Below are 19,215 nucleotides of genomic sequence, written 5' to 3'. Positions count from 1 at the left end.
GATCGGGCAGACAGGCCGGGCCGTCAGACAGGCTGGCGTCGCAGCAGCCGGTCGAGCGACAGCGCGCCGGCACCCGCCACCGAGAGCGCCAGCAAGCCGCCCGCGGTGGCGATGTCCTTCATCAGCGCCTGCTGGTGCATGAAGGCCATGGCAGCATCGTCGCCGCCCTGGCCGTAATGGCCGATGAAACCGGCGGCGAGCGCGAAGGCGGCGAGCAGGACGGGCACCACGCGGGACTTGAAACCTGTAAGCACCAGCAGGCCGCCAACCAGCTCGAACAGCCCGACGCCCAATGCGACGAGCATCGGCAAGGGAAAGCCCAGCCCGGCGAAATAGCCTGCGGTGCCTGAAATGTTGGTGAGCGTGCTGATCCCCGCCGGCACGAACAGCGCGGCGATCAGAATTCTGGCTAAAAGAAGCAGCAGGCTGTTCAGCATGGACGTGTCCTCGCAGCCGCAGGATGCACCGGCGCACCTTCGATGTCACCCATCCCGAACGGCCGGCCTGGCCGGGGCACAAAAAAGCCCGGGACGAGCCCGGGCCATTTCTTGGAAGGATGTTGGAGAGAGGCTTAGCGGCGGCGGCCGTCGATCGACAGGGCGCCGGCGCCGAAGGCGGCGAGCACGAACAGGCCGCCTGCAATGGCGAGGTTCTTCTGCAGGAACATCACCTGGACCTGGTCGGCGAAGTCGAGATGGGCAACCGCGGTGGCAGCCAAAGTGAACAGGCCGAGCACGATGGCGGCGATGCGGGTCTGGAAGCCGACCAGGATGGCGATGCCGCCAACCACTTCAACCAGGCCGACGACGACGGTGGTGACGGTCGGCAGCGGCAGGCCGATGCTGGCGAACCAGCCAGCGGTGCCTGAAATGGCGGTCAGCTTGGCAAAGCCGGCGAGGATGAAGATGATCGACAAAAGCACGCGGCCGGCAAGGGTGAGGGCCGAGGCGTTGGTGCTGAGGCCGGACTTTGCGGTGGCAATGGAAGCGTTGGACATGGGCTTGGGGCTCCGTTGAAATTCGATGGCCAACACCTAGTCGATCCCGACTGTTCACTAAAGGTGCGAATATGTCGACAGATCGTTCACCAAAGCAATTCCAGGAAAAGTGTGCCGCGGTTTTCCGTCCGGAATTGCGCAAAACAAACGATGGAGAGTTGCCGCGATTCGAAGAATGCGGAAACGATCCATGGAATGATTTGCTCGAAGCCGTCGGCCGAACGATCTGCGCTGCACATAAAGAAACGGCGCGGCAGGTGACTGCCGCGCCGTGCAGATGGCTGTGATCAGCCGGAAGACGATCAGCCCGGACGGGTCATGTCCTCGGGTCGGACGATGCGGTCATAGTCCTCGGCGCTGACCAGCCCGGTCGCCAGCGCTTCGTCGCGCAGCGTGGTGCCGTTCTTGTGCGCGGTCTTGGCGATCTTGGCGGCGTTGTCGTAGCCGATGGTCGGCGCCAGCGCCGTCACCAGCATCAGCGAGCGGTCGAGCGCTGCCTTGATGTTGTCCTCGCGCGCCTCGATGCCGACGACGCAATTGTCGGTAAACGAGATTGCCGCGTCAGCCATCAGCTGCACCGACTGCAGGAAGTTGTAGGCCATGACGGGGTTGTAGACGTTGAGCTCGAAATGGCCCTGGCTGCCGGCGAAGGTCAGCGCGGCATTGTTGCCGAACACCTGGACGCAGACCTGGGTCAGCGCCTCGCACTGGGTCGGGTTGACCTTGCCCGGCATGATCGACGAGCCCGGCTCGTTTTCGGGCAGCGACAGCTCGCCGAGGCCCGAGCGCGGGCCCGAGCCGAGGAAGCGGATGTCGTTGGCGATCTTGAACAGGGCAGCGGCCGCCGCATTGATGGCGCCGTGCGAGAAGACCATCGAATCGTGGGCGGCAAGCGCCTCGAACTTGTTCGGCGCGGTGACGAAGGCGATGCCGGTGATGGCGGCAATGCTTTCGGCAACCTTTTCGGCGAAGCCGACCGGCGCGTTGAGGCCGGTGCCGACGGCGGTGCCGCCCTGGGCCAGTTCCTGCAGGCCGGGCAGGGTCAGCTCGATGCGCTTGATCGATGAGGCGACCTGGGCGGCATAACCGCCGAATTCCTGGCCCAAGGTCAGCGGCGTGGCGTCCTGGGTGTGGGTGCGGCCGATCTTGATGATGTGGTCGAATTCGCGCGCCTTCTTGTCGAGGGCGGCATGCAGGTGCTTCAGCGCCGGCAGAAGGTCGTGGACGATGCGCTCGGCGCAGGCGATGTGCATGGCCGTCGGGTAGGTGTCGTTGGACGACTGGCTCATATTGACGTGGTCGTTGGGGTGGACCGGCTTCTTCGAGCCCATCTCGCCGCCCAGCATCTCGATGGCGCGGTTGGAGATCACCTCATTGGCGTTCATGTTCGACTGCGTGCCCGAGCCGGTCTGCCAGACGACAAGCGGGAAGTGGTCGTTGAGCTTGCCGTCGATGACTTCCTGGGCAGCGGCAACCACGGTGTTGCCGATCTTGGGGTCGAGGCGGCCGAGCGCCATGTTGGCTTCGGCGGCGGCGCGCTTGACGATGCCGAGCGCCCGCACCACCGACAACGGCTGCTTTTCCCAGCCGATCTTGAAATTGCCCAGCGAGCGCTGCGCCTGCGCACCCCAATAGCGGTCGGAGGCGACCTCGATCGGTCCGAAGGTGTCTGTCTCGGTTCTGGTCTTCTGGGCTGTCACGATCAGGTCTCCGAAAAATCTCGTTGCGGGCAACGGCCTATCGCGTTGCACACACGGCTTCAAGCGGAGATTGGGACGGGGCGAAATCCTAATCGGTTCAAAGCAGTGAGCGCGAGGTCGGCATCAGGCGAAGCCGCTCGATCGGTTGCGCGAGGTGGCCGCGAAGACGAGGCAGGACGCCTTCGACCCATGACGGCTCGGCGGCAAGAGCGGCCTGGTGACGGCCATGCGCTTCGGTGTTTTCGAACGCGGAAAAGGCGATGAAGACGTTGACGTCGTCGCGCACGGGCAGGCGCGGAAAGGTGTTTTCGGCATGTTCGGTGATGAATGTCGCAAGCAGCGGCGCGCCGAGGCGGGCAAGCAGCGGAACGACGTCGCTTTCGAACAGCGCGAGGAATTCGGCTTCAGATGCGGGGCGGAGGTGGAACATCGTTGCAACGATCATCGCGCCCGGCTGCACCTGGCCAGCCATGCCGCGCGCCTTGCCCGAAAGATCGAAACCACTGCCGACGGGGCGCAGCAGCAGGACGTCGTCGGAATCGATCATGGTCCTGTTGGCCGCATCCTTGTGGGCAGCCCAGACCGGCCCGCCGTAAAAGGCTTCGAGCGCGGCCTTTCGGGCAGCCATATCGTCGAAGCCACGCAACCAGACGAAATGATCTGATCGGTCGAGGTCGCGGAACTGGCCGATGATTTTCATGCCGCACGCTTCCTGGCTCTCGACAAGATGGCTGTCGAACATGTCGATCAGCACGTCGCGTTGGCCGGGATGCAATGTGTATTGCCTGAGTTCGACAACCGGCGAAAAGCGTTCGCTGGCCGCTGTTTGTGAAATGCCCAAAGCTGCAGACATATGTCCCTCTTAAAACAAACCGGCTGACCTGTTTATAACAGACCGGTTGCCCGGTTTTGTCAATCTGCTATTTTGGCTGGTGTTCTGGCCGACAATGCTGGCAGCGATCCGAAAGAAACGACATGGCAAAACCGACAGATCGAAGGACCCGCACCAACGACCCCGAAGGCATGCGCCAGAAGCTTCTGGACGTTGCCGAGGAGAAGTTTCAGGCACAGGGCTATCACGCCACGAGCCTCGGCGACCTGATGCAGGCGGCCAGTGTGACCGGCGGGGCGCTGCATCACCATTTTCCAACCAAGAAGGCGCTTGGCCTGGCTGTGATCAACGAAAGGGTGGCGGCGGCGGTGGCGGAAACCTGGATCCGGCCGGTCGAGGGCGCGCTTTCAGCGCGGCAGGGCGTGCGACAGGTCTTTGCCGGGGTCGCCGATCAACTGGAGCGCCAGGGTTTCGTGCGCGGCTGCCCGCTCAACAACCTTGCGCATGAATTGTCGCTCGCCGATCCGGAGTTTCGCGCAGCACTGGCGCGGATTTTTGCCGATTGGCAGGCGGCCATTGCCGACAAGATCAGGGCTGACCAGCACAGCGGGGTCGAAGATCGGCAGACGGATCCGGATCGCTTCGCTGCCTTGGCAGTCGCGACATATTCCGGCGCCATGTCGATGGCCAAGACCGCACAACATGCAGCTGTGCTGCGGTCCTGTGCGGTCAGTTTCGATCCGACGGGGCGAGACGGCTGACCAAGCGGCACCTCATGTCAGGCGGCGCCGCTGCCGCAGCAAAAAGGCGCCGCTGCCGCAGCAAAAAGGCGCCGCTGCCGCAGCAAAAAGGCGGCGCATGGCGCCGCCTCCATTGGAATAGCCGTGGCTGGGACAACAGTTACCGGATGCCCGTAGCTGGGCCCATGGCTGGGTCCATGGCTGGAATTGCGCGATTGGGGTTCGCTGACGGTCAGAGCGCCTTTTTGATCTTTTCCTTGGTGTCGCCATAGGCCTTCTGGACCTTGCCGGCGATCTTTTCGGCCGTGCCCTTGGCCTGGGTCGTCTTGTTGCCGGTGGCCTTGCCGGCGGCTTCCTTGACCGAACCGGCGACCTGCTTGGCAACGCCCTTGACCTGATCCTTGTTCACCATGTCGCATCTCCTGTGGTGGGTGGCGCAGCACAACGTTCGGCAAGCGTTACGGTTCCGGCGCCCGGTTGCAAGGTTCTGGTCTTGAAGGGAGGTGCTGATGGGCCAGCCGCAATCGCCGCCCGCCGGTCAGCGCCTGCTTCTGTCGGTGCCGCAACATCGTCGACTGCGTGCTCGGCAAACTCAGGAACTTCCGTGCCGTGGCCACCGCTTCGAAGAGCACAGCCACCATGCTCTCGCCAAACTGGCTCAACCAAATCGGGATGCGCGTCACCAGTCGGCGAGCTAGAAAGGCCCGGCGAACGCTCGGAGAGGCGTTCAGGCAGGAGCATGACCATGATCAAGATGAGTGTCTACTATAGCGCCGATGGCGGTTCGACCTTCGATCACGACTACTACCGCACCCGTCATATGCCACTGCTCCAGGAACGGCTCGGCGATGCCTGCCTGCGCTACGAGATCGACAAGGGCCTTGCGGGTCGCGAAGCCGGAAGCGCGCCGGAGTTCGTCGCCGCATGCCACGTCTACGCGCCTGACCTGGCGACCTTCCAGGAAGCATTGGCTCCCCACCGCGCCGAGATCGCCGCTGATGTCGCCAACTATACCGACATCGCCCCCATCGTGCAGATCAGCGAAGTCGTTGAAGGCCAGGGCAAATCTGGATGCGCTTTGTGAAACGGTGAGCTAGGCTCAGCCGGATCTTGTCGGGCATCGGAGGTGGGGATGCGGTTGGCAATGCGCGCGGCCTGGGCCGTGGTGGCGGGAGTGTCGGCAGCCGGCTGCGTCGCCAGCGACGTCGGTCCGATCAACACGCTGACCGCGCATGTCGGCCAGGCCTCGCCCGAATTCATTCCCGACATGGGCGATGACGGCTCGACGGTGGTGGGCCTGAGTTTTTCCGGCGGCGGCACGCGGGCTGCGGCCTTCGCTTATGGCGTGTTGCGCGAACTCGACGACACCATCATCGACGAGCATCCGGCGACGCGCAGCCTCGTCGACGACATCCGCATGATTTCAGGCGCGTCGGGCGGGGCGGTCGCGGCGTCCTATTTCGGCTACAGGGGACGGGACGACTATCGCGATTTCCGCGAGCGCTTCCTGATCAAGGACGCCGAAGCCTATCTCAGGACCTCGACGCTCTCGCCGCTCAACCTGGCGCGGGCGCTCAATGGCGGCGTCAACGACCGCAACGGCCTGGCCAGATGGCTCGAGGACAATCTTTTCAATGGCGCCACCTATGCCAATTTCAGGCGACCGGATGCGCCGATTGTCTGGATAAACGCCTCCGACATCTACAACCGCACGCCATTCCTGTTCACCTATGACACCTTCGCTGCCCTGTGCAGCGATCTCGACAAGGTCAGGCTGTCCGATGCGGTTGCAGCATCTGCTGCGGTTCCCGTGGTCTTTGCACCCGTCGTCCTGTCGGCAATCATGCCGAAATGCGGGTACAGCCAGCCTGCGTGGCTGAGCCGCGCGCTTGCCGATCCCGATGCCTCGGTGCGGCTCAAGGCCTATGCCGGCGCCTTGAAGACCTACCAGCATGCCGACCGGCTCGACTATGTGAAGCTGCTCGATGGCGGGCTGACCGACAATCTCGGCATCACCGGCTTCACCATCGAGCGTTCGTCGGCCGGCACACCCTATGGTCCGCTGTCGCCGGCGGCGGCCGTCAAGCTGCGGACCTTGTTGTTCATTGTCGCCGATGCCGGTCGTGAAGACGATGTCGACTGGGGCGAGACCATCCACGGTCCCGGCCTCGGCGACCTGCTCGAGGCGGTGACCAACACGACCTTCTCGGCTGCCGTTCGCGACCAGCTCGACGCGCTCACCTTTGCCGTGAGCGAGTGGCGCGGCGAACTGATCCGCTATCGCTGCAGCCTGTCGGCTGAAACGGTCAGGCGTTATCGCGGAACACTTGCCGGCTGGAACTGCCGCGACATCAGGCTGGTGGTCGAGCATCTGTCATTCCAGGACCTCGATGCTGCCGCCCAGGCAAAGCTGAACCGCGTGCCGACGCGGCTGAAACTGCCCGTCGAACAGGTCGACCTGACGATTGCGGCAGGGCGTGAAGCGCTTCGGGTCAATGACAGCTTCCAGGAAGCCGTCGCCGACATCCGTCGGCACGCCGGCGTGCTCGACCAGATGCAGGTCGCATCCGGTGGCGCGAACTGAGCCGTGGAACGCAGGCACAAAAAAGAACGCCTCCCGCACCTGTGACAGTGCTGGAGGCGTCCTGTTCGTCGTTCGATGCTCCGTCCGAATTGCTTCTTCAGGTACCGACGACATCACCTCAATGCGCGGGCGGCAGAAAGGTTCCAGCGGTTTCGAAAAAATATCAGAAGCTTTTTCGACGCCGTTTCAGGCGATAGCGGCTTTGGCCCGGAACAGGCCCCAGGCGAAGCCGGTCCGTGCCCTTGCGTGCAGCAGCAGCATGGAAACGACCAGCACCATCAGCAGTTCGGCGATGGGTGAGGCCAGCCAGATGCCGCGTTCGCCGAGCAGATGAGGCAGGCCGATGGTCAGCGGTATGGCCAGCAGATAGGTGCGCGCGACGCTGAGCAGCAAAGCGCGGCGGGCATCGCCGATGGCCTGGAAATAACCCGACAGCATCATCACAGGCCCGGCCAGCATGTAGAGCGCCACCGTCATCGGCAGGATGCGGGCGACCTGGCTCTGTGTCGCCGGATCGTCGACGAAGATCGCGCCGAGGCTGCCATGGCTGAGCAGCATCGCCGCCTCGAACAGCGCGCAATAGATCAGCGCCAGCAAAAGCCCCAGCTTCAGCCCGGCATCCGACCGCTGCCATTGCCCGGCGCCGAAATTGTTGCCGACAATCGTCTGCATCGCCATGTTCAGCCCGAGCATCGGCAGGAAGGCAAAGGTCATGATGCGGGTGATGATGCCGTAGGCGGCGACGGTTGCCGCATAGGCCTCGCCTTGCCAGAGCTGGGTCGAATAGATGACCGTCGCGGCGAGCAGCGAGATGCCGATGAAGCTCAGGCTCTGCGGTGCCCCAAGCGACAGCAATTGCCGCCACGCGGCGGTCCAGCGCATCGACGGGACAGCTGCGTATTGCAGCACCGTGCCGGCGCGCAGCCGGTAGACGACGACGAAGGCAACGGCTATCGCCTGGGCGAGCACGGTGCCAAGGGCCGAGCCTGAAACCCCATAGTCGAAGCCGACGATGAGCACGTAGTTCAGGCCGGCATTGGCGACCGAGGTCAAAAGGCTGGCCGCGGCGACGACGCCGAGGCGGCCTTCGCAGCGCAACCCGTCGCCGTTGAGCGACAGCGCAAACATCACAGGCGCAGCCCAGACCAGGATGGAAATGTAGCCGTAGCCCATCCCGGCGAGCGGTTGCGACCCGTTGGCAAGCCGCAAGGCCAGCTCCTTGCCGCCGAGCAGGAAGGCAGCGATCGCGAGTGCGCAGACGAGCAGGGCAAGGCCATGCGCATCGAGGAAGGTCGCGCGCGCCTTGTCGCGCTCGCCGGCGCCGAGCAGGCGGGCGAGCTGGCTCGCCATGCCGCTCGCCACCAGCGTCGAAAGCGCCACAAGCAGCATGAAGGCCGGGAACATCAGGGTCACGGCAGCCAGCGCGTCGGGCCCGACATAGGTGCCGAGGAAATAGGCATCGACGATGGCGAGCAGGCCGTTGGTGGCCATGATCAGGATGATGGGTAACGCCGTCCTGAAAAAAAGGCCGGCCAAGGGGGCATGCAGGAAGGCATTCGCGCCTCGAGCGTTGAGGGAGGTCATCTCGTCGTCTCCGATAGCGCATCAAACGGAGATCAAATGGGGGCCCGCATTACCATTGGTCTGATGCGTCGGTTTCGACTAACATGGCGAAGGCTTTACCGTGCTTGCGCTGCGGGCGGCGGGCCCTTCATGCCCCGGGCGCTCACTAGGCCTGTGGATGCACGCTGTCAATCCGGCGCCGTGGGCGCGCCTTGCCGAGAGGCACGCGAGGCGCCCGAAGTTGCACTGTGTCGCGCAACGAAAAAGGGCGCCCGAAGGCGCCCTTTCCGTAAGCTTCTGAGAGTTGGACTTCTTAGAAGTCCATGCCGCCCATGCCGCCCATGCCGCCGCCAGGCATACCGCCCGGCATGCCGCCGGCCGAGTCCTTCTTCGGGGCTTCAGCGATCATGGCTTCGGTGGTGACGAGCAGGCCGGCAACCGAAGCTGCGTCCTGCAGGGCCGTACGAACGACCTTGACCGGGTCGACGATGCCGAAAGCGATCATGTCGCCATATTCGCCGGTCTGGGCGTTGTAGCCGAAGGTAGCCGTCTTGTTCTCGAGGATCTTGCCGGCGACGATCGAAGCTTCGGCACCTGCGTTCGCAGCGATCTGGCGGGCCGGAGCCTGCAGAGCGCGACGGACGATGTTGATGCCGGCAGCCTGGTCGGAGTTCTCGCCGACAGCCTTGATGGCCAGCGACGAACGCAGCAGGGCAACGCCACCGCCAGGAACGATGCCTTCTTCGACAGCGGCGCGGGTTGCGTTCAGCGCGTCATCGACGCGGTCCTTGCGCTCCTTGACCTCGATCTCGGTCGCACCGCCGACGCGGATGACGGCAACGCCGCCTGCCAGCTTGGCGAGACGTTCCTGCAGCTTCTCCTTGTCGTAGTCCGACGTGGTCTCTTCGATCTGCTGCTTGATCTGGGCGACGCGGCCCTGGATCTCGGCCTTCTTGCCGGCGCCGTCGACGATGGTGGTGTTCTCCTTGGAGATCGACACCTTCTTGGCGCGGCCGAGCATGTTGAGGCCGACGTTCTCGAGCTTGATGCCGAGGTCTTCCGAGATGACCTGGCCACCGGTCAGGATGGCGATGTCTTCCAGCATGGCCTTGCGGCGATCGCCGAAGCCCGGAGCCTTGACGGCAGCGATCTTCAGGCCGCCACGCAGCTTGTTGACGACGAGCGTGGCCAGAGCCTCGCCTTCGACGTCTTCCGAGATGATGAGCAGCGGCTTCGAGGTCTGCACGACGGCCTCGAGGACCGGCAGCATCGCCTGGAGGTTCGACAGCTTCTTCTCGTGCAGCAGGATGTAGGCGTCTTCGAGATCAGCAACCATCTTGTCAGGGTTGGTGACGAAGTAGGGGCTGAGGTAGCCGCGGTCGAACTGCATGCCTTCGACGACTTCCAGTTCGGTCTCGGCGGTCTTGGCTTCTTCAACCGTGATGACGCCTTCGTTGCCGACCTTCTGCATCGCTTCCGCGATCATCGAGCCGATTTCCTTCTCGCCGTTTGCCGAGATGGTGCCGACCTGGGCGACTTCTTCCGAAGTCTTGATCTTCTTCGAGCTCTTGACGAGGTGGGTGACGACTTCAGCAACGGCGAGGTCGATGCCGCGCTTCAGGTCCATCGGGTTCATGCCGGCGGCAACGGCCTTGTGGCCTTCCTGAACGATGGCCTGGGCCAGAACGGTCGCGGTCGTGGTGCCGTCGCCGGCGATGTCGTTGGTCTTCGAAGCAACTTCGCGGACCATCTGGGCGCCCATGTTCTCGAACTTGTCTTCAAGCTCGATTTCCTTGGCGACGGTGACGCCGTCCTTGGTGATGCGCGGGGCGCCGAACGACTTGTCGATGACGACGTTGCGGCCCTTCGGGCCAAGCGTCACCTTCACCGCGTCGGCGAGGATGTTGACACCGCGCAGCATGCGCTCGCGGGCGTCACGGGAGAACTTTACGTCTTTAGCAGCCATTTTAAGCTCCTCGATGGGCCTTTAGGGCCCGAATTTCAGATGGGATGGTGCGAATATCAGGCGATCAGCCGATGATGCCCATGATGTCGGATTCCTTCATGATCAGAAGGTCTTCGCCATTGAGCTTCACTTCGGTGCCCGACCACTTGCCGAACAGCACGCGGTCACCAGCCTTGACGTCCAGCGGGACGAGCTTGCCGGCTTCATCGCGAGCGCCGGAGCCGACGGCGACGATTTCGCCTTCCTGCGGCTTTTCCTTGGCCGTATCCGGGATGATGATCCCGCCGGCGGTCTTGGATTCGGATTCGACCCGGCGAACGACCACGCGGTCATGAAGCGGGCGGAACTTCGACTTTGCCATTTGAACTTCCTCGGTGAACTGTTGAGAACCCTCGGTCCGGCTGAACCGGACTTGGTTAGCACTCACTTCAGGCGAGTGCTAACGTGCCGCTGAGATAGTCCGCCACCCCTCGGCTGTCAAGGGAATGACAGCTTCGCGACAGCGAGTTTTCTGGGGGTGTCAGCCGCGCGCCTGGGCGATGGCCTTGCGGAAGTCGTCCGAGGTCATGCCGCGCTTGTAAAGCGCCTTGCCGATCAGGAAACCGGGTGTGCCCTGGAGCTGGAAAGCGCTGGCCTGGGCCTCGTTGCGGGCGAGCACGCCGACAAGCACGTCCTGCCTGGCCTGGAGATCGCCGCGGGCGCGCTCGACATCGACGCCGGCCTCGCCAAGCAGATTGGCGGTGCTGCGGAATGTCAGTCGTTCGCGGGCGGTCATCAATGTCTGCACGGCATCGGCATAACGGCCCTGGCTGTTTGCGGCCAGGGTGAGCAGGGCGGCATTGCGCGAGACCTCGCCGAAGATCGGCCAGTCGCGCAGCACCAGGCGAATGCCCGTGTCTTCCTTCATCACCTCGGACAATTGCAGGAAGCTCAGCTTGCAATAGGGACACTGATAGTCGGTGAACTCGACCACCGTGACGTCGCCGTCGGGATTGCCGAGCACCGGGATATCGGGATCGAAGGCGACGTCTTCGACGCTCGGCATCGGATTGGCCCAGAGCGGCAGCGGGGTCAGCGCGCCAAGGGCAACAACGGCCTTGAGGATATGACGCCGGTTGGGCGACCGGTCGGGCATGCGATCGATCCTGTTTGTCGTGGCGTTGTCCTAGACGATGAGCCCGCATGTTTAACAGCCGCCTAATCGCCGCGCCGGCACACGATGATGTGAAGGCCGGGACGTGAATGCCCGGACGTGAATGCAAGTGTGCAATGCAAAAACGCCGCTTGAATGATAAGCATGCTTATAATATATGCGGCTCATGAAAAACGAAGGCATCGACAGGCTGGGTTTCCTGATCCACGACGCGGCAAGGCTGGTGCGGCGCAATTTCGAGCAGCGCGGCAGCGAATTCGGGCTGTCGGCGGCGCAGTGGCGCCTGCTGGTCCGGCTGGTCAAGGAAGAGGGCGTGGCCCAGGCGCGGCTTGCCGAGCTCCTCGAAATCGAGCCGATCAGCGTCTCGCGACTGCTGGACCGGATGGAGGAGGGCGGCTGGATCGAGCGCCGCCAGGGCGCCAGCGATAGACGGGTGCGGATGATCTTTCCGACCGACAAGGCGCTGGAGGCCTTTTCCAAGGTCAAGGCGGTGGCCGGCGAAGTCTACGAGAAGGCGCTGGCGGGACTTTCCGATGAACAGCGCCTCGCCACGGTCCATGGCCTGCGCACCATTATCGACAACCTTTCCGCTGGCGAGCCCACGGATGCGAATTGTTTGAGAGAGACGAAGACATGAACGCGGTGGCGAAAGTGAACGAGAACAGCGCAAAGGTCGAGTTGGATAGCGCGGCCGCAACCCAGATCCAGCCCGTGATCGCGCCCCCTGCGCCGGCGCCGAAGAAGCGTGGCCGCGTTCTGTTGATGGCGGCATTGCCTTTGGCCCTGGTGGTCGGCGGCGGCTATTTCTGGGTCACCGGCGGCCGCTACCAGGAAACCGAAAACGCCAATCTGCGCCAGGCCAAGGTCAACATCGCCTCGGAAGCCGCGGGTCGCATCGTCAAGGTCGACGTTACCGACAACACGACGGTGAAATCAGGCGATGTCCTGTTCGAAGTCGATCCCGAGCCCTACAAGATCGCGCTGGCGCAGTCTGACGCATCCCTTGCCGCAGCCCGGCTCAATGTCGAGCAGCTTCGCGCCGCCTACAGCCAGGCGGTGGCCCAGGAGCGGGTCGCTGCCAGCGGCCTCGACTATGCCCGGGCGCAGTTCGACCGCAGCAACGGCCTGGTCACCAAGGGCGTCAACACCAAGTCGTCGCTCGACGAGGCCCGCATGGACCTCGACAAGGCTGAGGAGCAGCACAGTGCGGCGGTGCAGGGCATCGCCAGCGCCAAGGCGGCGCTTGGCGGCAACCCCGACATCGAGACCGACAAGCACCCGACGGTTCTGTCGGCGCTTGCCGCACGCGACAAGGCCGCCTTCAACCTGGCCCAGACGACGGTCCGCGCCCCCGCCGACGGCGTCGTCTCGCAGGCCGCGTCCTTCAAGGTCGGCCAGTTCGTCGGCACCGGCACCGCGCTGTTCAGCCTCGTCGAGACGGGCGACACCTGGATCGAGGCGAATTTCAAGGAAACGCAGCTGACCCACATGAAGCCGGGCCAGGAAGCCGAGATCGTGCTCGACACCTATCCGGACCGCACCTTCCGCGGCACGGTCGAGGCGATCGGCGCGGGCACCGGCGCCGAGTTCTCGCTGCTGCCGGCCCAGAACGCCACCGGCAACTGGGTCAAGGTCACCCAGCGCATTCCGGTCAGGATCAAGGTCGATACCGCCGAGGCAGGCCTCGCCATGCGCACCGGCATGAGCGCCTCGGTGTCGATCGACACCGGCGTGTCGCGCGGCTTCGGCAGCATCTTCGGTCACGCGGTGGCGGCGGAATAAGCGCCGTCACCTCAATGTCTAAGTGAATTTTCGAAGTCGTTCCGGCCGCGCTGATGCGGCCGGCACTTCGGCTTCTGGTCGCCGCTTGACGACCACCAGGTCCCAAGGGTTGGTCGAATGAGCCAGTCAGCAGCAAAATCCCTCACCGACGTGCCGCATCGCGGCCTGATCACCGTTGCCATCATGCTGGCAACCGTGATGCAGGTGCTCGACACCACCATCGCCAATGTCGCGCTGCCCTCGATGGTCGGCGATCTCGGCGCGTCCCAGGACACCATCAACTGGGTGCTGACCTCCTACATCGTCGCCGCCGCCATCATGACGCCGCTGACCGGCTGGATGTCGGATCGTTTCGGCCGCAAGGAGCTGTTCCTCGTCTCGGTCGTCGGCTTCACCATCATGTCGATGCTCTGCGGCGTCGCCTGGAGCCTGGAGACGATGGTGCTGTTCCGCGTCCTCCAGGGCGTGTTCGGCGCGGCCATCGTGCCGTTGAGCCAGACCTTCCTGCTCGACATCAACCCCAAGGAGCGCCACGGCCAGGCCATGGCGCTGTGGGGCGCCGGCATCATGGTCGGCCCGATCATCGGCCCGACGCTCGGTGGCTGGCTGACCGAGAGCTTCAACTGGCGCTGGGTGTTCTTCATCAACCTGCCTGTCGGCATCGTCGCCTTCCTCGGCTCGGCCGCCTATCTGCCGGCCATCGGCAAGCGCCTGCGCGGCTTCGACTTCTTCGGCTTTGCCATGCTGTCGCTCGGCGTCGGCGCGCTGCAGCTGATGCTCGACCGCGGCGGCGAGGTCGACTGGTTCTCGGCCGTCGAGATCTGGATCGAGCTCGGCCTGGCGATCACAGGTTTCTGGGTCTTTGCCGTTCATATGGCGATGTCGAAGAATACCTTCCTCGACCCCAGGATCTTCACCGACCGCAACTTCGTCACCGGCCTGGTGTTCATCTTCGTCATCGGCGTGATCCTGCTGGCCAGCCTCGCCCTGCTGCCGCCGATGCTGGCCCGCATCTATGGCTACCCGACCATCACCACCGGCCTGGTCATGGCGCCGCGCGGCGTCGGCACGATGATCTCGATGCTTTTGGTCGGACGCCTGGTGCGCATGGTCGACAACCGCTACCTGGTCGTCGCAGGCCTGCTTCTGACCGCACTGTCGCTCTATTACATGACCGGCTTCACGCCGCAGATGGATGCGTTCCTGATCGTTTCGACCGGCGTCGTGCAGGGCCTGGGCCTCGGCCTCGTCTTCGTGCCGCTGTCGACGGTGGCCTTCGCGACGCTGGCGCCGCAATACCGTACCGATGCCGCGAGCCTGTTCAGCCTGGTCCGCAACATCGGCTCATCGATCGGCATTTCGATCGTCTCGGTGCTTCTGACGCGCAATGTCCAGATCAACCATGCCGAGCTGTCGGCCAACATCACGCCGTTCAACCCGAACCTGATGGCACTGTCGCCGGGGGCGGTATCAGGCAACCCGACGGCGCTGTCGCAGGTCGACGGCCTGGTCAACATCCAGGCGCTCATGATCTCCTACATCGACGACTTCAAGCTGATGATGATCGTCTCGCTCTGCGCCATTCCGCTGGCGCTGCTGCTGCGCAAGCCGAAGGTGCAGGCGGCGGCCGTCGCTGCGCCGGCAGCGCATATGGACTGAGCTGCCCCGGCAGCGCATATGGACTGAGCTGCCCGGCAGCGCCTATGGACCGACAAGAAAAGGCGCCGCCCACGAGGACGGCGCCTTTTTCATGTCCGTATCGGCGGCTAGCCGACGATGCGCAGGTTCGACAGTTCGTCGGCGATCTCCTTGAACACCTGCATCAGATTGGCGCCGGTGGCATTCCAGTAGAGCTTCTTGCCAATGGTCGTGCGCGAATAGGAGGCGCAGGACTTCATCGCGTCGATGGCCTTCTTCTCGGCGGTCTTGCTTTCGCTGAGGTCGAGCGACACGGTCATGACGACGACGGCGTCATTGCCCTGGCCGTCGATCTTGCGGGCATTGGGACCCTTGGCGTTGGAGCAGACCGTCTGCATCGTCTCGTCCATCGCCGCCTGGAAGTTGTCGCTGGTGTAGGTCGACTTGCTCACCGACGAACTGGTGCCCATGAAGATGCGCGAGGTGCTGGTGCCGTTGTAGCCCTTGCCGGCATAACCATAGGCGGCATAGGTCGAGCGGTTGTTGGCGTTACTCGAGTCGCCGAACGGGCTGTAGGTGTTGGCGCCGTCGGTCAGCACGATCACCACCTTGTCGTTGCCCTTTTCCGATTCCGACCTGCCGCTGGTGAACGGCGCGCCGCTCGAGACGACCCGCCAGCCCCAGGCGGTGCCTTCCGGCACGTTGGTGTTGCCCGACGGCTCCATGTCGTCGATGGCCTTCTTGATGGCGTCTTTTCCGCCGGTCACGCTGATATCGGTCAGCGCGGTGATCGGGTTGGTGGTGCAGGAGTAGTTCGGACCATTGCCGTCAGGCGCGGCCGCCGCGCTGTAGGGTTTGACGCGGAAATATTTGCGCATGTCGGCCTGTCTCGGCTTGGTCGTGGTGTTTTCCCAGTCTGCCCACCAGTTGTTGTCGTAGCTCCAGTTGTCGGTGTTGAGGTCGGGAATGCCGTCATTGTTCAGGTCGGTCCACAGATGCCTCGCCTCGTCGGGGGCGAACATCGGCACGAACAGTGTTTCCGGCTTGGTCGAGCTGGCGGCCGTGTCGTCGGTGTTGTAGGGCGCCGGGCGCGCTTCGACGCAGCCTTGCCAGCTGGTGTATTGGCTGACCGTGTAGGCGTATTCGGGGACGTCGGTGTATTCCTGGCATCGGCTGTTGCTGTAGCGCTTGCAGACGCGCCTGTACTTGTTCGGGATCGCCTCGCGGTCCGTCTGCGCCGTCATGTCCTGATACAGGCTGAAGCGCGTCAGCGGCTCGCCGACCGAGGCGCCCCAGCCGTTGCCCTTCTTGCGCCACATGCCGCCCGAATATTCGGCAAACTTCTCGCCGATCTGGGCGATGTCGGCGCTCGTCATGTTGGCTTGCGTCATCTTCGACCAGTCGAAGTTCTCGTGATGAACCGGCGAAAGCCCGTTCGTATCCATCCACGACTGGTCGTCATTGTCGGGCGCGATGTTGACCGAGGCGGCGAAGGGCACCAGTCCGAACTGCACCGGCTTGTCGATCTGCTTCATCGCGGCGGCCTGTTCGGCCATCTTGTCGACCAGCTGCTTGGACGCTGCCTTGAGCAGGTCGATGCGCTGCTGGCCGGTACCGGAGCCGAGATAGCTCATCGACCCCGAATTATCGAGGACGAGGGCGACCTCGAGCGTGTTCTTGAGGCGGATCTCCGACTTGACGGTAAAATCCATCCGGTTCGAGCCGCTGCCCTTGCCGAGCAGGGCTGCCGCGGCAGGCACGAAATAGGGATCGTATTTGAGATTGGCCTCGAGCTTCAGCGTGCCGCCGCCCGAATTGTTGCTCGGCAGGGTGACCACCAGCGTGGTGTTCGCCGGGTTCACCGGACCGAGATTGGCGTTGAAGAAGTCGCTGGCATAGGTCTTGAGCTGGTCGTCGGTGGCGCCTTCGATGAGGCGCCTGGCCGTAGCGATGCCGGCGGCGTCAAGGGCGTTGCGTGTGATCTCGCGCTGACGCGACATTTCCGAATAGTCGATCGCGAGAGCCAGGGCCCCCATGATCGGTACCATTGCTGCGACTGTGAGGATTGCATAGCTACCGCGCCGGTCGCGCAAAAATTTGCGGATCATGGATGGGGGTCCCCGAGCTCAACCCCGGCAAATTCGCACACAATCGTTAAATTTGCGGTTCCTAATCTATCGAGAAGTCGCAGCTCCGGATTAGCGTCCCGTTTACCAAGCGGACGCCGGTCCGTGGTGGCCGGGACGCCGTCGACACCGCTGGCATAGTTGCATCAGGGGCAAAAGCTGGTGACAGGACGGACCGGTTCGGATAATTCCGGGCTACTTGGCCGTTCAGCCAAAGTCTCCCGTTGGGATCGATCGAAGGACAGGAAATGGCAGGCTTGCCCCAATCAATCGCGTCGCTCGAAGCGCTCACCGGCCGCTATCAGGCTCTGCTGTGCGACGTCTGGGGCGTCATCCACAACGGTGTCGACGCCTTCCCCGAAGCCGCCGCAGCACTCAAGGCGGCGCGCGACAAGGGCGTGGCCGTCGTGCTGATCACCAATGCGCCGCGTCCGCGCGCCGGTGTCATCGCCCAGCTCGCCAATCTTGGCGTGCCAGAAAGCGCCTGGGACCGTGTCGTAACCTCCGGCGACGTCACCCGCGAATTGATCCGCTCGGGGCCGCGCCGCGTTTTCCACATCGGCCCCGACCGCGATTTTCCGATCTATGACGGTCTCGATGTCGATCTTGTCGAGGAGTTCGAGGCCTCCGTCGTGGTCTGCACCGGGCTTTTCGACGACGAGACCGAAACGCCCGACGACTATGCCGAGATGCTGCGCCGCCTGCGCGCGCGCAACCTGCCGTTCATCTGCGCCAATCCCGACATCGTCGTCGAGCGCGGTCACGAGCTGATCTGGTGCGCCGGCGCGCTGGCGCGTGACTACGGCCAGCTCGGCGGCCGCACGCTGGTGTCGGGCAAGCCGCACCGGCCGATCTATGAGGCGGCACTGGCGGCGGCGGGCGAAGTGCTCGGCCGCGAGGTCAAGCTGGCTGATGCGCTGGCGATCGGCGACGGCATGTTCACCGACGTCAAGGGTGCCGCCGACAACGGCATCGACGTGCTCTACGTCTCGGGCGGCATCCATGCCCGCGACTATGGCGAGGCGCACGCGCCCGATCCTGACATGCTCGCGGCGTTCCTCGACAAGCATGGCTATTCGCCGGTGGCGACCATTCCGAAGCTGCGGTAAGCGCCAAGATGACACAAAGCTTTCTTCGCATTTCGGGGGAAGAGCCGGTGCCGGAGCGGTTGCGCGGCAGCGTCGTTGCCATCGGCAATTTCGACGGCATCCATCGCGGCCACCAGGCGGTGCTCGAGCGCGCCCTCGAAGAGGCGCGCCGGCGCGGGGTGGCGGCACTGGTGCTGACCTTCGAACCGCATCCGCGCAAGGTGTTCCGGCCCGAGGTGCCTTTGTTCGTGCTGACGCCGCCGCCGGTCAAGGCGCGGCTGATCGAGGCGCTCGGCTTTGCCGGTGTCGTCGAAACGCCGTTCACGCGCGAATTTGCCGGCCTGTCGGCCGAGGATTTCGTCACCTCCATCCTGGAGCAGCGCCTCGGCATCAGCCACGTCGTCACCGGCTTCGATTTCCACTTCGGCAAGAACCGGCAGGGCGGACCAGCTTTCCTGATGGCGGCGGGCGAGCGGCACGGCTTCGGCGTGACCCTAGTCGATGCCTTCCGCGACGAAGGCACCGAGATCATCTCGTCGAGCCGCATCCGCGAACTTTTGGCCAGTGGCGAGGCGGCGGAGGCAGCCGGTCTGCTAGGCTATCGCTACACCGTCGAGGCGGAGGTCGTCGGCGGCGCGCAGCTTGGCCGCACCCTGGGCTTTCCGACCGCCAATATGCGGCTGTCTTCGGAGAGCGGTCTCAAGGAAGGCATCTATGCCGTGCGTTTCCGTCGCGCCGACGGAACGCTGCATGACGGCGTGGCAAGTTTTGGCCGACGCCCTACGGTCGGCGACAATCTCGCGCCGCTGCTTGAAACCTTCGTCTTCGATTTTTCCGGCGACCTCTATGGCGAGACAGCCTCGGTGTCGCTGTTCGGCTACCTCAGGGGCGAGGTCAAGTTCGACGGTCTCGACGCCCTCGTCGTCCAGATGAAACAGGACGAGGCCGAGGCGAGGGCGCTGCTGCAAGGCGTGCGCCCGCTCTCCGAGCTCGATCAGGCGATGGCGTTCTAGCGCAATTCCAGGAAAAGTGTGACGCGGTTTTCC

The 19,215-nt window shown here is 64.0% G+C and carries 18 protein-coding genes; 8 read left to right on the top strand and 10 right to left on the bottom strand.

The genetic code is table 11. The annotated features are described in order from the left end of the window. Positions 1 to 23 precede the first annotated feature (23 nt). From SLT36_RS20210 to SLT36_RS20195, 4 genes are all read right to left on the bottom strand, one after another. Positions 24 to 437 (bottom strand): DoxX family protein, encoded by a 414-nt coding sequence (locus SLT36_RS20210; RefSeq protein WP_432284121.1) that lies wholly within the window; start codon positions 435 to 437, stop codon positions 24 to 26. A 134-nt stretch (positions 438 to 571) separates the two neighbouring features. After that, on the bottom strand, positions 572 to 997 hold the full coding sequence (locus SLT36_RS20205; protein WP_067963414.1) for a DoxX family protein: 426 nt from the start codon (positions 995 to 997) through the stop codon (positions 572 to 574). A gap of 302 nt (positions 998 to 1,299) precedes the next feature. Then, positions 1,300 to 2,697: a class II fumarate hydratase gene (gene fumC / locus SLT36_RS20200; RefSeq protein ID WP_310324879.1), complete on the bottom strand. Its 1,398-nt coding sequence runs from the start codon at positions 2,695 to 2,697 to the stop codon at positions 1,300 to 1,302. A gap of 97 nt (positions 2,698 to 2,794) precedes the next feature. Further along, entirely contained in the window at positions 2,795 to 3,550 is a 756-nt protein-coding gene (locus tag SLT36_RS20195) for an NIPSNAP family protein (RefSeq protein WP_432284120.1), read from the bottom strand. 122 nt (positions 3,551 to 3,672) lie between these two features. On the opposite strand from SLT36_RS20195, the gene SLT36_RS20190 reads away from it, so the two are divergent. Further along, positions 3,673 to 4,290: a TetR/AcrR family transcriptional regulator gene (locus SLT36_RS20190; protein WP_432284119.1), complete on the top strand. Its 618-nt coding sequence runs from the start codon at positions 3,673 to 3,675 to the stop codon at positions 4,288 to 4,290. A 211-nt stretch (positions 4,291 to 4,501) separates the two neighbouring features. On the opposite strand, the gene SLT36_RS20185 is transcribed toward SLT36_RS20190, so the two are convergent. Continuing rightward, entirely contained in the window at positions 4,502 to 4,681 is a 180-nt protein-coding gene (locus SLT36_RS20185; protein WP_067963408.1) for a CsbD family protein, read from the bottom strand. Positions 4,682 to 5,014: 333 nt separating this feature from the next. Between SLT36_RS20185 and SLT36_RS20180 the strand changes: the two genes are divergently transcribed. Together SLT36_RS20180 and SLT36_RS20175 are read left to right on the top strand one after the other, a co-directional pair. Further along, positions 5,015 to 5,353, top strand: a complete 339-nt coding sequence (locus tag SLT36_RS20180; RefSeq protein WP_432284118.1) for an EthD family reductase — start codon at positions 5,015 to 5,017, stop codon at positions 5,351 to 5,353. Between the two features lie 48 nt (positions 5,354 to 5,401). Further along, positions 5,402 to 6,853, top strand: a complete 1,452-nt coding sequence (locus SLT36_RS20175) for a patatin-like phospholipase family protein (protein WP_432284117.1) — start codon at positions 5,402 to 5,404, stop codon at positions 6,851 to 6,853. 186 nt (positions 6,854 to 7,039) lie between these two features. Here the strand turns inward: SLT36_RS20175 and SLT36_RS20170 are convergent, their stop codons facing one another. From SLT36_RS20170 to SLT36_RS20155, 4 genes are all read right to left on the bottom strand, one after another. Continuing rightward, positions 7,040 to 8,437, bottom strand: a complete 1,398-nt coding sequence (locus SLT36_RS20170; protein ID WP_432284116.1) for an MATE family efflux transporter — start codon at positions 8,435 to 8,437, stop codon at positions 7,040 to 7,042. A gap of 292 nt (positions 8,438 to 8,729) precedes the next feature. Next, positions 8,730 to 10,382: a chaperonin GroEL gene (gene groL / locus SLT36_RS20165; RefSeq protein ID WP_432284115.1), complete on the bottom strand. Its 1,653-nt coding sequence runs from the start codon at positions 10,380 to 10,382 to the stop codon at positions 8,730 to 8,732. Between the two features lie 64 nt (positions 10,383 to 10,446). Beyond that, the gene (gene groES, locus SLT36_RS20160) at positions 10,447 to 10,743 is read right to left on the bottom strand and encodes a co-chaperone GroES (protein ID WP_018427182.1); all 297 of its coding nucleotides are present in this window, start codon (positions 10,741 to 10,743) and stop codon (positions 10,447 to 10,449) included. Positions 10,744 to 10,902: 159 nt separating this feature from the next. Next, a complete protein-coding gene (locus SLT36_RS20155) occupies positions 10,903 to 11,517 on the bottom strand; it encodes a DsbA family protein (RefSeq protein ID WP_432284114.1) in 615 nt (204 codons plus the stop codon). Between the two features lie 184 nt (positions 11,518 to 11,701). On the opposite strand from SLT36_RS20155, the gene SLT36_RS20150 reads away from it, so the two are divergent. The 3 genes from SLT36_RS20150 to SLT36_RS20140 all read left to right on the top strand — a co-directional run bounded on the left by SLT36_RS20150 (position 11,702) and on the right by SLT36_RS20140 (position 14,976). Continuing rightward, entirely contained in the window at positions 11,702 to 12,172 is a 471-nt protein-coding gene (locus tag SLT36_RS20150) for a MarR family winged helix-turn-helix transcriptional regulator (protein WP_432288412.1), read from the top strand. After that, complete coding sequence (locus tag SLT36_RS20145) at positions 12,169 to 13,317, top strand: HlyD family secretion protein (RefSeq protein ID WP_432288411.1); 1,149 nt, start codon at positions 12,169 to 12,171, stop codon at positions 13,315 to 13,317. Before SLT36_RS20150 ends, SLT36_RS20145 begins: the two co-directional genes overlap by 4 nt. Positions 13,318 to 13,434: 117 nt before the next feature. Continuing rightward, the gene (locus SLT36_RS20140) at positions 13,435 to 14,976 is read left to right on the top strand and encodes a DHA2 family efflux MFS transporter permease subunit (RefSeq protein WP_432284113.1); all 1,542 of its coding nucleotides are present in this window, start codon (positions 13,435 to 13,437) and stop codon (positions 14,974 to 14,976) included. A gap of 107 nt (positions 14,977 to 15,083) precedes the next feature. Here SLT36_RS20140 and SLT36_RS20135 read toward each other — a convergent pair whose 3' ends face one another. Then, the gene (locus tag SLT36_RS20135) at positions 15,084 to 17,063 is read right to left on the bottom strand and encodes a pilus assembly protein TadG-related protein (RefSeq protein WP_432284112.1); all 1,980 of its coding nucleotides are present in this window, start codon (positions 17,061 to 17,063) and stop codon (positions 15,084 to 15,086) included. Positions 17,064 to 17,329: 266 nt separating this feature from the next. Between SLT36_RS20135 and SLT36_RS20130 the strand changes: the two genes are divergently transcribed. Further along, complete coding sequence (locus SLT36_RS20130) at positions 17,330 to 18,190, top strand: TIGR01459 family HAD-type hydrolase (RefSeq protein ID WP_182573667.1); 861 nt, start codon at positions 17,330 to 17,332, stop codon at positions 18,188 to 18,190. Positions 18,191 to 18,198: 8 nt separating this feature from the next. Continuing rightward, positions 18,199 to 19,182 (top strand): bifunctional riboflavin kinase/FAD synthetase, encoded by a 984-nt coding sequence (locus tag SLT36_RS20125; protein ID WP_432284111.1) that lies wholly within the window; start codon positions 18,199 to 18,201, stop codon positions 19,180 to 19,182. Positions 19,183 to 19,215: the final 33 nt, after the last annotated feature.

This window comes from Aminobacter sp. BA135 (genome assembly GCF_050859125.1).
Classification (GTDB): domain Bacteria; phylum Pseudomonadota; class Alphaproteobacteria; order Rhizobiales; family Rhizobiaceae; genus Aminobacter; species Aminobacter ciceronei.
Note: the sequence above shows the minus strand (reverse complement) of the source record. Positions and strands in the feature narration are given on the sequence as shown.

Excerpts from the sequence above, each read along its gene's own strand:
- SLT36_RS20195 (WP_432284120.1), bottom strand. The coding sequence starts at position 3,550 with ATGTCTGCAGCTTTGGGCATTTCACAAACAGCGGCCAGCGAACGCTTT.
- SLT36_RS20130 (WP_182573667.1), top strand. The coding sequence starts at position 17,330 with ATGGCAGGCTTGCCCCAATCAATCGCGTCGCTCGAAGCGCTCACCGGC.
- SLT36_RS20125 (WP_432284111.1), top strand. The coding sequence starts at position 18,199 with ATGACACAAAGCTTTCTTCGCATTTCGGGGGAAGAGCCGGTGCCGGAG.
- groL (WP_432284115.1), bottom strand. The coding sequence starts at position 10,382 with ATGGCTGCTAAAGACGTAAAGTTCTCCCGTGACGCCCGCGAGCGCATG.
- SLT36_RS20180 (WP_432284118.1), top strand. The coding sequence starts at position 5,015 with ATGATCAAGATGAGTGTCTACTATAGCGCCGATGGCGGTTCGACCTTC.
- SLT36_RS20170 (WP_432284116.1), bottom strand. The coding sequence starts at position 8,437 with ATGACCTCCCTCAACGCTCGAGGCGCGAATGCCTTCCTGCATGCCCCC.
- SLT36_RS20185 (WP_067963408.1), bottom strand. The coding sequence starts at position 4,681 with ATGGTGAACAAGGATCAGGTCAAGGGCGTTGCCAAGCAGGTCGCCGGT.
- SLT36_RS20155 (WP_432284114.1), bottom strand. The coding sequence starts at position 11,517 with ATGCCCGACCGGTCGCCCAACCGGCGTCATATCCTCAAGGCCGTTGTT.
- SLT36_RS20150 (WP_432288412.1), top strand. The coding sequence starts at position 11,702 with ATGAAAAACGAAGGCATCGACAGGCTGGGTTTCCTGATCCACGACGCG.
- SLT36_RS20145 (WP_432288411.1), top strand. The coding sequence starts at position 12,169 with ATGAACGCGGTGGCGAAAGTGAACGAGAACAGCGCAAAGGTCGAGTTG.
- SLT36_RS20190 (WP_432284119.1), top strand. The coding sequence starts at position 3,673 with ATGGCAAAACCGACAGATCGAAGGACCCGCACCAACGACCCCGAAGGC.
- SLT36_RS20140 (WP_432284113.1), top strand. The coding sequence starts at position 13,435 with ATGAGCCAGTCAGCAGCAAAATCCCTCACCGACGTGCCGCATCGCGGC.
- SLT36_RS20135 (WP_432284112.1), bottom strand. The coding sequence starts at position 17,063 with ATGATCCGCAAATTTTTGCGCGACCGGCGCGGTAGCTATGCAATCCTC.
- SLT36_RS20205 (WP_067963414.1), bottom strand. The coding sequence starts at position 997 with ATGTCCAACGCTTCCATTGCCACCGCAAAGTCCGGCCTCAGCACCAAC.
- groES (WP_018427182.1), bottom strand. The coding sequence starts at position 10,743 with ATGGCAAAGTCGAAGTTCCGCCCGCTTCATGACCGCGTGGTCGTTCGC.
- SLT36_RS20210 (WP_432284121.1), bottom strand. The coding sequence starts at position 437 with ATGCTGAACAGCCTGCTGCTTCTTTTAGCCAGAATTCTGATCGCCGCG.
- SLT36_RS20175 (WP_432284117.1), top strand. The coding sequence starts at position 5,402 with ATGCGGTTGGCAATGCGCGCGGCCTGGGCCGTGGTGGCGGGAGTGTCG.